Source organism: Paenibacillus montaniterrae, from assembly GCF_018403185.1.
Taxonomy (GTDB): domain Bacteria; phylum Bacillota; class Bacilli; order Paenibacillales; family Paenibacillaceae; genus Pristimantibacillus; species Pristimantibacillus montaniterrae.
This window is the reverse complement of record NZ_BOSE01000003.1, coordinates 241,686-256,971: the sequence shown is the minus strand read 5'-3', so window position 1 is coordinate 256,971 and position 15,286 is coordinate 241,686. Positions and strand designations below refer to the sequence as shown.

Below are 15,286 nucleotides of genomic sequence, written 5' to 3'. Positions count from 1 at the left end.
GTCCGTTTTTCTTCTGCTCTCTGATCGGTCCTAAGCCCGCTCCGCTTCATGCTCGCTTACAACTGCCGCTATTTGCTCAAAGGACGGCATTGCATCCGAGCAGCTGTGACTGGCCACAACAATTGAAGCCGCGGCTGCTCCCCATTGCTGGCATACCGGAATCGGCTGGCCGTTCATTAAGCCGTATATAAATGCACCCGCATAAGAATCACCCGCGCCAAAAGTTTTCACAACCTTAGCCGGGTAAATTCGTCCAGTATGCCGCTCTCCTGACGAAGTGTAAACGACCGAGCCGTCGCCGCCATGCTTAATGACGACAAGCTGCGTCCCTTTATGCAGCCAGCGCTCGGCAATTTGCTCATCTGTCGTATCCGAGCGCCCGAGCATATGCTCCATCAGCATAAATTCATCTCGGCCGCCAAATATAACATCACTTTTCTCAGCGATCAGGCTGGCATAGATGCCCGCTTCCTCAGTCGAATTCCACGTATACGCACGATAGTCGATGTCAAACATGACGACCACGCCGTTCAGCCTCGCCAGCTCTACCGCTTTTAATGCCGCCTCGCGCGAAGGGCTTTTCGCAAGCGCAGTTCCGGAAATTAATATCGCCTTGGCGCGGGCGATATAAGCTTCACGAATGTCCGCCGGCTCAAGCTTCAGATCCGCAACATTGTCGCGGTACATTAAAATGCTGCAATCGGTGGGTGATTTAATTTCCGTAAAGGCCAGACCCGTCACCGAGCCGGAGCGATCTACAATGACATTGCTCGTATCGATAGCCCGCTTCTCCAAATAGCCTTGAATAAATCTGCCATGCTGGTCATCGGAAACTCGCCCGATAAAGCCTGTTTTCAAGCCCAGCCTAGCTGCTGCAATACAAATATTTGCGGGAGATCCGCCCACATATTTCGTAAAGGTTGTCGTCTCTTCCATCGGTCTATGAATCTCGTTTGCATTCAGATCAATACATAAGCGGCCGAGCGCAATTAAATCGAGTGGCCTTGCAGCGTCAAATGAAAGCATGTCCTCTCACCTCAATCTTTTCATATTCAACCTTCATTGAACGTTAACGTCCAAACAGCCATGCGTGGTCCTTGTCATTTTTAAATTTCCAGCTGCGCACCGGCCCTGCCATCACATTCAAATAATAGACCTCATAACCAGGAGGCGCGCCGACAGGATGATAGCCCTTCGGCACGAGCACGACATCGTTATGCCCTACAACAATCGTCTCGTCCAGCGAGCGATCATCCGTATATACCCGCTGGATCGCAAAGCCTTTGTCTGGCGAAATTTTATGATAGTAGGTTTCTTCCAGCAGCGACTCCTCGGGCAAATTCAACTGATCATGCTTATGCGGCGGATAGCTGGACCAGTGGCCTTGCGGTGTAAATACCTCTACGACCAGCAGGCTGTCGGCTGGCTGTGATTCAGGCAAAATATTATGAATCAGCCGCTCCATATTGCCTTTGCCGCGAACCTCAACGCCAACATCGGTCGGCGCAATTAAGCGCGCAGGCAGACCGCCCCCGCCAGGAGCCTTGCAAAATGCAAGCTCTGCCTCAGTTTCCGCTGCTATTTCAATCCGATCCTGCGCCGGGACATAAACAGTGTAAGGCGCAATTTTCTCAAACACACTCATGCGCTGACCGATGTTGTTCCACGTCGCAGCCTTCGTTTTAAGCGTAACAATGCCGGATAAAACAACAACAGCCACCTCATTATCGAGCGTTTCCTGTACCGTAGACTGACCCTGACGCAGCTGCACCACCTCAAAGCCAACATACTTCCAGCCAGCCGACTGCGGTGTAATCTTGATCAACTGACCAGTTTCAGCATCATACTGCGGCGAAACTTTTAAATGACTCATTCTATTAACCTCCTTCAGCGCTCCGGAGCAATGCATCCTCCAGTCGCTTTTTAAATCAGCGCTCCGGAGCAATGCATCCTCCAGTCGCTTTTTAAATCAGCGCTCCGGAGCTAAGCATCCTTCAGTCGCTTTTTAAATCGTAATGCTCTTATTTGAATTTTTATGGTTGCTTTACGATGTTAAAGGCGACTCTCTTCGTTTTTCGGATGCTTTGCTCCTCCGCTGTAGCTTTTTTTCTGTTGAGTGCTCTTCGAAGCGAAAGCAGCAGCAGCGCTCCGGAGCTAAGCATCCTTCAGTCGCTTTTTAAATCGTAATGCTTTCTTATTTGAATTTTTAAGGTTGCATTACGATGTTAAAGGCGACTCTCTTCGTTTTCGGATGCTTTGCTCCTCCGCTGTAGTTTTTTTGAGTGCAGGTCCAAGAAGATGGCACGATAGCAGAAAGCGAGGAGCGCAGCGTAGGCACTTGCTACGTGAGCACCTAAAATGTTTCCGTGGGAACATACATCGGAAGCATAAGCCTTCGCTAGCGTTCAAGATTCGCCACCGACTCCGCTACAACGCCATCTCATCGTCATCAATGTCCAATTTTTAAACTACCTCTTCCAAATAGAAGTTTAAAAATTGGGCTTTCAGGACCAAGAAGCTTGGACGCTAGTAGAAAATGAGGAGCGCAGCGTAGGCACTTGCTACGTGAGCACCGGAATTTTCGCTAGCGTTCAAGATTCGACGCCGACTATGCTACAAGCAACGCATCGTCATCAATGTCCAATTTTTAAACTACCTCTTCCAAATAGAAGTTTAAAAATTGGGCTTTCAGGACCAAGAAGCTTGGACGCTAGTAGAAAATGAGGAGCGCAGCGTAGGCACTTGCTACGTGAGCACCGGAATTTTCGCTAGCGTTCAAGATTCGCCGTCGACTAGGCTACAAAGAAGCCGCATCGTCATCAAAGTTCAATTTTTAAACAACCTCTTCCATGTGTACTATTCTGTGTTCGCCAAGCGACCGCCTAGCTGCACAAGCGATGCGTTCTGCCTGGTAGCCATCGAAAACCGATACGCTCGGTGCGGCGCCGTTGCTTACGCATTCTATAAAATGCTCCAGCTCTGCTTTATAGGACGCCATATAGCGATCAAGGAAAAAGTATTGCGGATGATCGGTTACGATCGCTTCCTCTGTGCTGATTTTCACAGTAGTCGGCAAATCATTTTCTACGCCGATGCTTCCCTTGGCTCCTAATATTTCAACTCTTTGGTCATAGCCATAAGCAGCTCGGCGGCTGTTGTCAATGACGCCCAGGGCGCCGTTGGTAAAACGCAGCGTCACAATCGCTGTATCGATGTCGCCCAGCTCGCCAATAGCCGGGTCGACCAAAACCGTTCCTTCGGCAAATACTGTTTCTACCTCGCTGCCTGCCAGAAAACGAGCCATATCAAAATCATGAATGCTCATATCCATAAACATTCCGCCCGAGGCTGCAATATAGCTTGCCGGGGGAGGAGCCGGGTCGCGTGAAGTAATTTTAATGATATGCGGCTCACCAATTTTGTCTGCATCGACCAGCGCACGGACCTTGCTGAAATTATGGTCAAATCTTCGATTAAAGCCTACTTGAAAGATAATGCCCGCTTCCTGCACAAGCTGCAGCACTTGCTTCGTCTCCTCATAGTGAAAGCTGATTGGCTTTTCGCAAAATATATGCTTCCCGGCGGCTGCCGCTGCTCTAATGATGTCAATATGTGTATTGGTTGGGGAGCAAATAAAGATCGCATCTACGCGCTCATCCTCAATTAATTGCAAATAGCTGTCGGTCACGATCGAAAGATTAAAAGGCTTGCTCCAGCGAAGCAGCGCTTCATTGAGCTGTACATCCGACACCCCAATCAGCTCGATGTCCGGGTGCTTAATCATATTTTCCGCATGCAGCTTTCCTATTCTGCCTGCACCAACTATCCCAATTCCTATCCTGCTCATACGCAGCCCTCTCTCTGTCTTAAAATTTCAGCCGCTTCTGTCACCGCTCTTGATGCTTGGCATCCGTTAAACCGGCAGCCCAATCGTCTGCAAATATCGCAATGCCTTAGCCGCATACTCGACAGGATTGGCTACATCCGGATCCTGTTCAGCCTCAATAATGATCCAGCCATCGTACTTGCGAGCAAGCAATTGCTGCACAATTGGAGCAAAATCGATGCATCCGTCGCCAGGCACGGTGAATACGCCATTTTGCACGCCTGTTCTAAAGCGCAGCCCCGACTCTAGCAACTGCTCCAGCTGCGCCTTGCGAATATCCTTCAAATGGATATAGGCGATACGATCATAGTATTTATTCAGCAGCTCCAATGGATCATAGCCGCCGTAATAGGCATGGCCGGTGTCATATAGCAAATGAACGAGCCTAGCATCCGTCGAGGCCATTAACCGATCAATTTGCGCCGGCTTTTCGATCACCGTTTCGCCATGATAGTGATAGACAAGCTTCATCCCTTTATCGTTGCAGTACTGTCCAGCACGATGCAAACCGTCTATTAAGGACGCCCACTGCTCCTCGTTTAGCTCCTCAATACTTACTTTGTTCTGCGTTAAATCCTCAAAGGTGTTGCCGCTTTCGCAGGTAACGACATGCTTGCAGCCCATTTCAGCCAAAAAATCAACGCGGCGCTTATACTTTTCCAGCTCGGCTTCCTTTCGTGCGGCATCGCTAAAATGAACAGAATTCCACTGCGAGCTCAGCACCATATTGTAGTTGGCAAGCAATGCCTGCAAGGATGGAGCATCCTTGGGAAATTTGCGGCAAAACTCCGTTCCGGCAAAGCCAAGTCCCGACATATCCGCCAGCACTTCTTCAGCTGTATAATGATCGCCTAAAGCCAAAATATCTTCATTCACCCAATTAATCGCTGAAATCCCTAATGAAATCGCCATACAGACCTCCCGTCTACAGCTGTTTTATTTGCTGTACATTTTTTTGATAGCTTGCATAGGCCGCCTGAACAGTCGGCTGCGTGGAAACCTCGGCTACGCCTACCTGCCACCAGGATTGATAGCCGGATGTGTTCGTGCCAGGCAGCACCGGAATCGAAATCAACGTTGTCGTCGCATGCTGCTTGGCGCGAGCCAGCGCTTCTCTCAGCTGCTCCCTGGTCGTTGCGGTATAGGCGTTAGCGCCCATGCTTCTGGCATGCGCGGCAAAATCAATTGGCAAATATTCGCCCGCTAGCTGCCCCTGCTCGTCTCGCACTCTAAATTCGTTGCCAAAGCTGCCGCTGCCATGCTCTCGCTGCAAATTATGAATACATTGATAGCCGTGATTATCGAGCAGTAAAATCGTTATCTTCATTCCTTCCTGCAGACTGGTCAGCAGCTCGGAATGAAGCATCAGGTAGCTGCCGTCACCGACCAGCGCATACACCTCTCGCTCAGGCTCCGCCAGCTTAACGCCAAAAGCACCGCTAACCTCATAGCCCATGCAGGAAAAGCCGTACTCCATATGATAGGTTTTAGGCTGAGTCGTTCGCCACATCCGATGCAAATCGCCTGGCATGCTGCCCGCCGCGCATACGACAATATCCTGCTCGCCTATAAAACGATTAATCTCGCCAAGCACACTCGTTTGCACCAAACCGTGCATTGATTCGGCATCATAAAGTCGATCCACTTCAGCATCCCACGCCTGCTTCAGCTTCTGCAGCTGCTCGGCAGAATAGGAGGATTGATAGGAAATCGCTTTCAACTGCATTGAAAGCTGAGACAGCGCCAACTTTGCATCTGCGATTATCCGCCCGCCGCCGCTCGTTTTATAGGCGTCGAGGCCTGAAATATTAATATTGACGAATTTGGCATCGGGGTTTTTAAAGGCCGTTTTCGAGGCTGTAGAAAAATCGGAAAGTCTTGTACCAACTGCAATGACAAGATCCGCTTCGGCTGCAAGCTGATTGGCAGGCTCGGTTCCTGTTACTCCTATGCCGCCAAAGGATAGTGGATGCTGCCACGACATGGAGCTTTTGCCGGCCTGTGTTTCCGTAACAGGAATTTGGCACGCTTCTGCCAGCTGCTGCAGCTCCTGCAGCGCATAGGAATAGTGAACGCCGCCGCCTGCAATAATGAGCGGGTATCTGGCAGCTGCAATAAGCTGTGCGGCTTCGCTTATGGAGGACTCTGAAGGCTGCCGCCGTTCAATGCGGTGCACGCGTTTTGCAAAAAAGGAGGCCGGATAGTCGTAGGCTTCGCACTGCACATCCTGCGGCAAGCTCAAGGTTACTGCGCCTGTTTCCGCCGGATCGGTCAGCACTCGCATTGCATGCAGCGCAGAAGGGACAAGCTGCTCCGGTCGGCTGATGCGATCCCAAAACTTGCTGACTGGCTTGAAGGCATCGTTGGCAGAAACGGTATAATCCATCGGATATTCGATCTGCTGCAATACCGGGTCCGGCAAGCGGCTGGCAAATATATCGCCTGGCAGCAGCAGCAGCGGAATGCGGTTCACGGTAGCCACTCCGGCTGCCGTCACCATGTTCAATGCCCCAGGTCCAATCGAGGAGGTGCAGGCATAAGCAGCCAAGCGGTTTTTTTGCTTGGCGAAGGCAATTGCGGCATGAGCCATGCCTTGCTCATTTTTGCCTTGAATGAAATGCAGGCCGTCTCGGCTTTGCTCCAGCGCCTGACCTATGCCCGTCACATTGCCGTGACCGAAAATTCCCATCACACCTTGAAAAAACTTGCTTTCCACCCCATCCAGCTCAACATATTGCTGGTCTAGAAAGCGAATTAACGCCTGGGCCATCGTCAAACGAATTGTTTCCATCGTAGCACCTCGCATTCATTACTCTTCTTATTGCTCAAAGAAAGCTGTTTGTCAACGAAAGAATAGGTTAAGCGCTTACCTTATAATGCGAATTATACCGATATTTTGAGCATTGTCAACTAAAAAAACTATTTTCCCGTTTGCGCTATGCCAATGCTGGCGATTGGATTGCATTACGGAAAAATAGTTTAGATGAGCAAGCTTATGATGTTATTTGATCGTACGCGTTGACTGACGCACAACCAGATCGGGCATTAGCAGAACGCGCTGCCTAACCGTTTCCTTGCTTTGAATTTGCTGTACGAGCAGCGCGACGGAGCGCTCCCCGATTTCCTGCATCGGCTGCGCTACTGTAGTGAGCGGCGGGTCGATGATCGTTGCCAATATCGTATTGTCATAGCCGACAATTGAAATATCGTCTGGCACTTTAAGCCCACCTTCCCGCACAGCCTGGATCGCGCCAATCGCAAGAATGTCATTGCAGGCAAATACAGCGGTCGGCCGCTGCTTTTGCTGCAGCAGCTGCTTCATTGCCGCCTTGCCGCTTTCCAGCGTATAGCCGCCCTCGATTACAAGCTGCGGATCGAGCTCCAGCTGTGCTTCCTTCATCGCATCAACACATCCGCGCAGCCGTTCCTTACTCCCCAGCTCCGTTAAATTTTCTACAATTACGGCAATATTTTGATGCCCTTGCTGCAGCAAATGCTGACCTGCCTGCATTCCGCCATAATAGTCATCGACCATCACCGATGTAACCGGAGCGGAAAAAATTTCTCTGGCGATCATAACAAGCGGTACTTTTTCGCTTAATATTTTTTTAACGACTACGTTTTGCTTGTCGCGCGACACCATAATAATGCCGTCAACCCGCTTCTTCATAAACAGCTGATAATATTCCTCTTCCTTGTCAGCATCATTGTCGGTGCTGCAAATAAATACATTAAAGCCATGCTTCCGTCCTTGATCCTCAATCGCTCTTGCCAGCTCGGCAAAATAAGGGTTGGCCAGGTCTGGCAAGGTTAAGCCGAGGGTAAAGGTGCTTTTCCCTGACAGCGCTGAAGCGACAACGCTTGGCTGATACTCCAGCTCGTCCATGATTTGCATCACTTTTTTCCTTGTTTTCTCACTAATCCGTCCGGTATTATTGATGACCTTGGACACAGTCGCGATGGAAACCCCCGCTTTCTCTGCCACATCATATATCGTTATTTTCATTTGCTTAACTCCTACAACTTTTTATGGTACTTCTGATTCTGATTCAGCTTCCCTGTACATAAAAAGCACTTCGAAAGCTAGTGTTATCGTACTTGCGATTAGCCTGCTTGCGATTAACCCATTACTCATAATCATAACTGATTTTTCGGCCGAATGAAATTATGTATTGCATAACAAGCGGTTAGCTTCTACAATGAAAAGGTAAGCGCTTAACTCTGTTGTATGCTATTTGAAGCTTTAATCTCTATATATGACGCTGAAAGGTGTGTGTCCGCATTGGATTTTTCTGCGAAAGAAAGTGCTCATTACAGCTTTGGTGAAGATACTCAGCAGGTGCTTGAGCTTGTCGCTAATCGATATATCGGCGCTAACCCGCCGCTCCCCTTCATTCATCGCGCGTTTTCGGCTGCAGGTATAATGCAAAATAGTGAAGGCCTCTATTTGCTAGATTTTGGCGACATCTACTCAGCTAGCCCGAACGGCTCCTATGCTTATGCGATGGCTTTGGTATGGAGTGATGAGCAGCGCTCAATTGATGGGGTGATGGAGCCGCTTGGTCCAATCTCACTCTATTTGAACGAGCAAAGGCTGTATCACTCAGCTGTAATTGAGGAGCTCAAGCCAGACGGACGAGTCGCCATTCCGCTATTATTCGAAAAAGGCTGGAATGTGCTTATGATCGAGGCTCGCAAAACACCCGCAGGCTTTGGCTGCCGCTTTGGAGCAGAGGAAGGCAAGGTGCGTATTTTGCAGGTGCTGTCGCCCTTTGCCAATCGGAGCGGCCAGGCTGGCTGGATTTATTCAGAGCCGCTCGCACAGCCAGTCTACGGCGAGCAGCAGCAGCTCTTTCCTGACTGGACTAAAGATGAAAGCTTAACCGAGCTAAGCTGGTATCCGCGCGCTTGCTGGAGCGAGCAAGAGCTGGCCTTGCCTAATTTGCAGCGAATATTCGGCTTTCAGGCTGAAGCGGCGGCCTATGCGCGCACGGTGCTGGATATGACGGCAGGCGATGCAGAAACGATGGTTATGTCACTGCAAACCTATGGCGCAACTATGGTATGGCTTGATGAGCAGTTGATTTTCCACACATCGCAGGCCGGCAGCTACATACAGCATGTTCCGCTGGGCAGCAGACGCAAACCGCATATTAAGGTTTGGAGCGCAAGCGGCGGGCAGCACTGGGGATTCCAACTCGCCTTCAGCGTCAATGGCTCGGAGCTGAGGCTGCAGGCATCGCTTAATGTGCACGGCTATAGCGAGCCGTGGATTTACGCAGGGCCGCTTGACCAGGCTGCTCCCGAAGCACAAAGCGAGACGTTCGCTGCACATGCATTGCTGAAGCAGCAGGATAAGCAGCTGTATTGGCAGCTTGACGCCCCGGCTTTCGTCGTTCGTCCTTATTACGAAAATGCGATGCTAAGCAATAAATGGACGGTAGGCAGCATGAGCAACTTTGGACGGTGGGACTATCCGCTCGGCGTGACGATGTATGGCCTGCTCCGCAGCGGCAAGCAGCTGCAGCGCAGCGATATGATCGAGTATGCGCTCAAGCATATTACAAGCTGCACCGATTGGTACGACTATTCCGTATGGGACTATGCGCAATACGGCTTCCCTGCAATTAATCATCAGCTGGTGCTAATTAAAATGCTCGACAACTGCGGCTCCTTCGGCTCGGCAATGCTTGAGGCGTATTCGATCACGAACGACCAACGCTTTGCTCAAATTGCCGAAGTGATCGCCGACTTTATGTTGAACAAGCTGGAAAGAAAAGCGGACGGCGCCTTCTACCGCGTATGCGAAGGCGAGTATTCCGCCAATACGATGTGGGCGGATGATCTGTATATGAGCACGCCGTTTCTAATCCGCTACGCAGAGCTGTTTCACCAAGAAGAAGCGCTGCATGAGGCAGCAAAACAGTTTGTGCTGTATAAGAAATATTTGTTCATGGAGGATCAGCGTCTGATGTCGCATGTGTACGATTTCAAATATGATCGTGCCACAAGCGTGCCATGGGGGCGCGGCAATGGATGGGTGCTGTTTTCCTTGTCCGAGCTTTTGGAAAGACTGCCGCAGGCGCATCCATTGCATGAGGAGCTGCTGGACTTCTATCAGCAATTTGCAGAGGGCATCGCCTCCTTCCAAAGCGACAGCGGCTTATGGCGGCAAGTCATAAATGAGCCGGACAGCTACGAGGAAGCATCCTGTACGGCGATGTTTGTGTACGGTCTGGCGCGGGGCATTCGCTTTGGCTGGCTTCAGCAGCGGACGCATTTCGAGGCAGTCGTCGAGCGCGGCTGGCAGGGCTTGACCAAGCATGCGATTAATCGGCAGGGGCATGTATTTGGCGTTTGCAGCGGCTCCAGATATTCGTTTGCACCGGACTACTATATGTACGACCTAAGAACAGTCGTCAATGACAATCACGGCATCGGCATTATGATGCTGGCAGGCGTAGAGGTCGAGCAAATGCGCACAGCCAGCAGCCCGACCGCCACGAGCCAATCCAGCCTGTAACGCAAGCAGCATCCACAGCCAGCACGCTGCTGGATATTAGCTTATTATTCTACTGTTGTAAAGGAGAATTTGAGACTATGTCTATAACGATCGAGCAACTAAATGAGCAGCAACGCTACGTGCTCAAGCAAGCGATGAGCGGCTTGGATCGGCTGTATGATCCGGTGATGCAATTAATCGGCAGCGGCAGCAACCGCGAAACAGACGAGGAAGTCCATTCCACAAGAGGCAGCGCCCACTACGCGCTTGGACTGCTGCTGCGCGACGAGCCAGGCGATCTTGAGCGGGCATGCCAGCTCATCGACGCCGTGCTGGAGCTGCAGTTTGTCGATCCCGAGGAAATTTACTACGGCACCTTTCGGACATCGCCGCAGGCTGCATTGCCGCCAAGCGGAAATTATCCGTGGAAAAAATTTGGAAGCGGTGTGACCTACTTCCTTAACGATACCTTTGACAAATTCACTAGAGCATGGCTGAAGCAAGACGAGTATGCCGCTGCCTCTGATCAAGAACGCAGAGCAATACGGGCAAAATTAACGAAGGTGTTTGATCAGGTTATCCCTCCGGTTTGGAAAAGCTATGATCCCAACTGGCGCGAATTTATTGCCAGCACCTTTGCTGTCGTCCTCGAGCTGTTCGAGGCGAAGCTGCCTGCCGAGCTTGTCGCCCGTATTGATCAGGCGATGAAAAGAACTGTGCAAGGCTCGATCGACAGACGCTTGTCCGATGCGATTCCGATGAACACCAATATCGAGCTGATGCATTTATTTATTGCCGACTACTTCGCCGATCGTTATCAACACGAGCAGTGGATTGAGCATGCGAAGCGCGAGATGGAGGCGTTTTTGCAAGATTTCCGTGAATTTGGCACCTTCGCAGAGTTCAACTCCGCCACCTATTATGGCGTTGATTTAAGCGTGCTTGGCCTGATTCGCAAGTTCAGCAAGCTTCAGGAAATGAAGCAGTTTGGCGAAGAGGTCGAAGCGCAGCTGTGGCGCACGATTGCCCAGTACTACAATGCCAATATGGAAAATATGGCCGGTCCCTTCTCGCGCGCTTATGAAATGGAGCTTGTCGAGCACAGCTCGATTGGTGTGTTTTTATATTTGGCATTGGGCGAGGACTATGTGCATTTGGCAGGAGAAAACTGCGAAACCTCGCATGATACGCTGATCGCTCTACTGGAGGTAGCCATTCCGGAGGATGTGATCGACAGCTTCAGGTCTCATACGGAAAACCGCTTTGTCAAGCAGCAGTTCAAGGAGCTTTGCGAGCGGCATGAGCCCGGGAATACAAGGCATTTGTGCAAGGCGAGCTCATGGATCGAAAGGAATATGATGCTGGGAGCACTATCTGGCAGTCAAAATACGAGCGGCCAGCTGCATCCCGCTACAATTCATTGGCAAAATGAACACGGCGAAAAATATTATTTGCGCTTGCTGCGCCGCGAGCCGGGCGGACATTGGAGCACGCATTATCGCGGCATTTTATACGATGCGGTTGTCGATAAGCGGGACATGAGCATTTCCGTCCAGCTGTCGGCCGATCATAATCTTGAGGTGTTTTTCCAAATAAGCGGGCCGCAGCTTGAGCAAGCAAGCTATGAGCAAGGCGTATGGAAGCTGCCGGGCTTAACGCTAACGCTTGATGATGATGGACTACAGGCTCGCACAAGCTTCGCCAATGGACAAATCGAGCACATTTACAGCTATGACTATACGAAAGGCCCACAAACGATGCGCATCAAGCTGAGCGCTCAGTTGACATACGAATAAAACATGAGGGGAATTGTCCTGTAAGCCTCTAAGCAAGTTAAAGTGAAGGTCTAAAGAATCTGGGTAACGTTAAATAATCAGAGTGGAGTCAATGGAAATTTTAAAGAATATTCATAACGTTAAGTACGGAAAACTGCATCCACTACAGTATAAACCGTCTATTAAGACGCTGTATATTCATTAAAATGGAGAAAGGCCTCATTTGTCACAAATCCTGCATGGCCTGGCAGCCACCACCAGGGATGAAAATACCAGTTGTCGCCGTTCTGGCTCTACGTTTAGAATCTTTTCAACAGATCAAAAGTCGTCGTTATTTTGGTGCCTTGAGCCCGTTCACAAATCCGACTTCCTGCAATTGTGTGCACCGCCGTGTGATACCCTTGGTTGCTTTAACCATTGGTTCGCGTACAAATATACGTTTCTTTTACCAGTTGCATGATCTGTTGCGAAAGGAGATGGTGTTTATGGAACCTATTATGGAACGTTGTGCAGGTCTGGATGTTCATCAGGAGACGGTCGTCGCTTGTGTGATGTATGGTCCGCTCGATCAGAGACCCAAGAAGGAGATCCAAACCTTCTCCACGACGACGAAGGGACTACTGGAGCTTGCCGACTGGCTTACAGAGCGCGCGTGCATGGATGTCGCCATGGAAAGCACCGGCGTCTACTGGAAACCGGTTTGGAACGTCCTGGAGCAGGAGTTTCGTATCACGCTCGGCAACGCGCAGCGAATCAAGAATATTCCGGGCCGCAAAACCGATGTGAAGGATGCGGAATGGATCTGTCGGTTGATGCGTTGCGGCATGATCCCCGCCAGTCTCGTTCCCCCGCGAGATATTCGCGAAGCGCGGGATTTAACGCGGCGCCGGCGGAAGTTGGTTCAGATGCTGACTTCGGAAAAAAATCGGGTCCACAAGGTGCTGCAAGATGCCAATATCAAGCTAACGACCTATGTGACGGACTTATTCGGCGTTTCCGGACGCGCATTGCTTGAAAAGCTGATCAACGGAGAGGTACTGACCGAAGAGCAGGTCCGAGAGATCGCAAAAGGGAAATTGAAGAAAAAAGTGCCTCAGCTTGTAGAAGCGATGAACGGTCGGGTGAACAAGCATCATCGTAAGATGCTAGCTCGGATTATGAAGCATTACGATTTTCTTAAAGAAGAGATCGCAGAGTTGGAACAGGAAATCCAACTCATCTTACAACCGTATCAACATGAACTCGAATTGTTGGACACGATCCCCGGCATCAATCAGGATGGCGCGGCGGACATTCTGGCGGAGATCGGTCCTGACATGTCGGCGTTCGAAACTGAACATCATTTAGCCTCTTGGGCGACGGTCAGTCCAGGGCAAAACGAAAGTGCAGGGAAAAAAAAGAAGACCGGGACAGGTAAAGGCAACAACTATTTGAAAACAGCCTTAAATCAAGCCGCGAATGCATCGATTCGAAGCAAAGATACGCGATTAGGCAATTTCTATCGCAGCGTGCTTAAACGACAGGGACACAAAAAAGCAGTAGGCGCCGTCAGCCATTTGATTATCCGAATTGCTTACCACATGCTGCAAACGGGTACACCTTACCAAGAGATGGGCGACAGATTTGTACGCAAGAAAAAGGAACCCAATGTGAACACCCTGATCAAGCGAATCGAGCAATTAGGCTACAACGTTCAACTCATACAATAACTGACCAAACTTAGAGGATAATTTTAACAAAAAGAAATTATCCAGCATAGGGGGCCTTTTTGCGCCTTCTTTCGTACTAGGAGTGGTATTTTCGTACAAATAACGTTACCCAGCTTCCTTAGCGACTAGTCATCTTTTAGCTTGCCTTTCAGCCTTACTTTTCGGACAGCCCCCGTTGCTGTGGGAGTGTCAGGTAACCAGCTCAGTGCCCTCTTTCACCACAAGCGACTCGCTTAAGAAACAGCGTCGAATTGATAACAAGCTGATCATCGGGCCGCGTTCGTGCTGCAATTGTCCACCCCTGCCTATTCAAGCGTGCTTCATCAATCGATTCGTACATCATCTGCTTTATCCCCTCAGCAGTGCGTACCGCAACTAACGGCTCGGAAGCTGTTCGATTAATCTGCTCCAGCACCGCCTCCTTGTTTTGCACAAGACTGGCTACAAAGATTCGTTTATACGAGCTATAATTAAAATCAGCTCCATCCATCATGACGACTGTTATCTCGTTGCTTAAGCCTAAGCATTTAAGCAAAGCGCGTGAAGCCTTATAAGCAGCGGCATCAAGCTCAACACAAATCACCTCCGCATTACCGCACAGATGCAAAATGATAGCGCTAAGCGGCAATGAGCCGCTGCCAACAAATACAATTGGAGCCTCATCTGCTCGTCCATCCCGAAGCGAAAGCTGGCGCAAAATAGTCAGCTCTTTGCCGACTAACTCCATGTAAATGTTCCAGTTAGGCAATCTGTCAGCAATAACAGCCTGATTTGTCTGACAAATACGGCGGGATGCGTCCAGCTCTGCCAAGCATTCGGCCTCCGACAGCTTATGCTGCAAGCTTCGCAGATTCATTCGGATATATTCGTTGTCAAGGATAGCTTCAATTTCCTCTGGAAAGTAACCGGCTCGCAGCCGAGCAGATAAACGGCTAACGATGTCCACAACCCGCTGATTGGCGGGCGACAGATCTATTTCTTGCTGCAGAAGCTCATTAGCTTCACGAATAAACGCAATAACAGCCTCAACGATATCCATTCTTCGCAGATTGTCTGCTTCTACATCTGTATCTATAACGAAACTGGTAGAATCGACCTCCATAAACTCAGCGCCTCCCTTATGCTCATCATCTACTACAAGATATATTCGAATCGTCACGTAGATAGACGTACAGGCATTGAGAAGTACAAAGCAACGATGCACTGAGAAGTACAAAGCAACGATAAAGATGGTCATCTTCTAGTAATCCACATTGAAGGAGAATGTAAAATGAAAAGGAAGCTTCTATTAGCATTGATTGAATATAATTGCGGCGGGCCTATTGATCCGGTTATGCAAAGCGAAAATTATTATGTAACTGCTGTTGTTTCGTTTATTGGTAAAGTAAAACTTGAAGGATTTTAAGCCCGATTC

11 protein-coding genes are annotated in these 15,286 nt (G+C 49.8%); 4 read left to right on the top strand and 7 right to left on the bottom strand.

Translation table 11 applies throughout. The features are described from left to right. Window positions 1-30 precede the first annotated feature (30 nt). From iolC to KJS52_RS10175, 6 genes are all read right to left on the bottom strand, one after another. The gene (gene iolC, locus KJS52_RS10200; protein WP_213514658.1) at window positions 31-1,026 is read right to left on the bottom strand and encodes a 5-dehydro-2-deoxygluconokinase; all 996 of its coding nucleotides are present in this window, start codon (window positions 1,024-1,026) and stop codon (window positions 31-33) included. Between the two features lie 43 nt (window positions 1,027-1,069). Then, complete coding sequence (iolB, locus tag KJS52_RS10195; protein WP_213514657.1) at window positions 1,070-1,873, bottom strand: 5-deoxy-glucuronate isomerase; 804 nt, start codon at window positions 1,871-1,873, stop codon at window positions 1,070-1,072. Window positions 1,874-2,833: 960 nt separating this feature from the next. Beyond that, window positions 2,834-3,847: an inositol 2-dehydrogenase gene (gene iolG, locus KJS52_RS10190; protein ID WP_213514656.1), complete on the bottom strand. Its 1,014-nt coding sequence runs from the start codon at window positions 3,845-3,847 to the stop codon at window positions 2,834-2,836. A 66-nt stretch (window positions 3,848-3,913) separates the two neighbouring features. Further along, window positions 3,914-4,798 carry a myo-inosose-2 dehydratase gene (iolE, locus tag KJS52_RS10185; RefSeq protein ID WP_213514655.1) on the bottom strand — a complete coding sequence of 295 codons (885 nt, stop codon included), beginning with the start codon at window positions 4,796-4,798 and terminating at the stop codon, window positions 3,914-3,916. 13 nt (window positions 4,799-4,811) lie between these two features. Next, window positions 4,812-6,677, bottom strand: coding sequence for a 3D-(3,5/4)-trihydroxycyclohexane-1,2-dione acylhydrolase (decyclizing) (gene iolD, locus KJS52_RS10180; protein ID WP_213514654.1), 1,866 nt, complete (start codon window positions 6,675-6,677; stop codon window positions 4,812-4,814). Between the two features lie 210 nt (window positions 6,678-6,887). Continuing rightward, on the bottom strand, window positions 6,888-7,892 hold the full coding sequence (locus KJS52_RS10175; protein WP_213514653.1) for a LacI family DNA-binding transcriptional regulator: 1,005 nt from the start codon (window positions 7,890-7,892) through the stop codon (window positions 6,888-6,890). Window positions 7,893-8,168: 276 nt separating this feature from the next. On the opposite strand from KJS52_RS10175, the gene KJS52_RS10170 reads away from it, so the two are divergent. The 3 genes from KJS52_RS10170 to KJS52_RS10160 all read left to right on the top strand — a co-directional run bounded on the left by KJS52_RS10170 (window position 8,169) and on the right by KJS52_RS10160 (window position 13,872). Next, window positions 8,169-10,409, top strand: a complete 2,241-nt coding sequence (locus KJS52_RS10170) for a glycoside hydrolase family 88/105 protein (protein ID WP_246563403.1) — start codon at window positions 8,169-8,171, stop codon at window positions 10,407-10,409. A 77-nt stretch (window positions 10,410-10,486) separates the two neighbouring features. Beyond that, complete coding sequence (locus KJS52_RS10165) at window positions 10,487-12,184, top strand: DUF8769 domain-containing protein (protein WP_213514651.1); 1,698 nt, start codon at window positions 10,487-10,489, stop codon at window positions 12,182-12,184. 464 nt (window positions 12,185-12,648) lie between these two features. Further along, window positions 12,649-13,872 carry an IS110 family RNA-guided transposase gene (locus tag KJS52_RS10160; protein ID WP_213514650.1) on the top strand — a complete coding sequence of 408 codons (1,224 nt, stop codon included), beginning with the start codon at window positions 12,649-12,651 and terminating at the stop codon, window positions 13,870-13,872. A 202-nt stretch (window positions 13,873-14,074) separates the two neighbouring features. Here the strand turns inward: KJS52_RS10160 and KJS52_RS10155 are convergent, their stop codons facing one another. Next, window positions 14,075-15,031 carry a nicotianamine synthase family protein gene (locus KJS52_RS10155; RefSeq protein ID WP_213514649.1) on the bottom strand — a complete coding sequence of 319 codons (957 nt, stop codon included), beginning with the start codon at window positions 15,029-15,031 and terminating at the stop codon, window positions 14,075-14,077. Window positions 15,032-15,142: 111 nt separating this feature from the next. Here KJS52_RS10155 and KJS52_RS27700 point away from each other — a divergent pair, with 111 nt between their 5' ends. After that, window positions 15,143-15,277 carry a hypothetical protein gene (locus KJS52_RS27700; protein WP_281425581.1) on the top strand — a complete coding sequence of 45 codons (135 nt, stop codon included), beginning with the start codon at window positions 15,143-15,145 and terminating at the stop codon, window positions 15,275-15,277. Window positions 15,278-15,286 lie beyond the last annotated feature (9 nt).

What these genes read in the sequence shown, in the direction of transcription:
- iolC (WP_213514658.1), bottom strand. Translation starts at nt 1,026, where the DNA reads ATGCTTTCATTTGACGCTGCAAGGCCACTCGATTTAATTGCGCTCGGC.
- iolB (WP_213514657.1), bottom strand. Translation starts at nt 1,873, where the DNA reads ATGAGTCATTTAAAAGTTTCGCCGCAGTATGATGCTGAAACTGGTCAG.
- iolG (WP_213514656.1), bottom strand. Translation starts at nt 3,847, where the DNA reads ATGAGCAGGATAGGAATTGGGATAGTTGGTGCAGGCAGAATAGGAAAG.
- iolE (WP_213514655.1), bottom strand. Translation starts at nt 4,798, where the DNA reads ATGGCGATTTCATTAGGGATTTCAGCGATTAATTGGGTGAATGAAGAT.
- iolD (WP_213514654.1), bottom strand. Translation starts at nt 6,677, where the DNA reads ATGGAAACAATTCGTTTGACGATGGCCCAGGCGTTAATTCGCTTTCTA.
- KJS52_RS10175 (WP_213514653.1), bottom strand. Translation starts at nt 7,892, where the DNA reads ATGAAAATAACGATATATGATGTGGCAGAGAAAGCGGGGGTTTCCATC.
- KJS52_RS10165 (WP_213514651.1), top strand. Translation starts at nt 10,487, where the DNA reads ATGTCTATAACGATCGAGCAACTAAATGAGCAGCAACGCTACGTGCTC.
- KJS52_RS10160 (WP_213514650.1), top strand. Translation starts at nt 12,649, where the DNA reads ATGGAACCTATTATGGAACGTTGTGCAGGTCTGGATGTTCATCAGGAG.
- KJS52_RS27700 (WP_281425581.1), top strand. Translation starts at nt 15,143, where the DNA reads ATGAAAAGGAAGCTTCTATTAGCATTGATTGAATATAATTGCGGCGGG.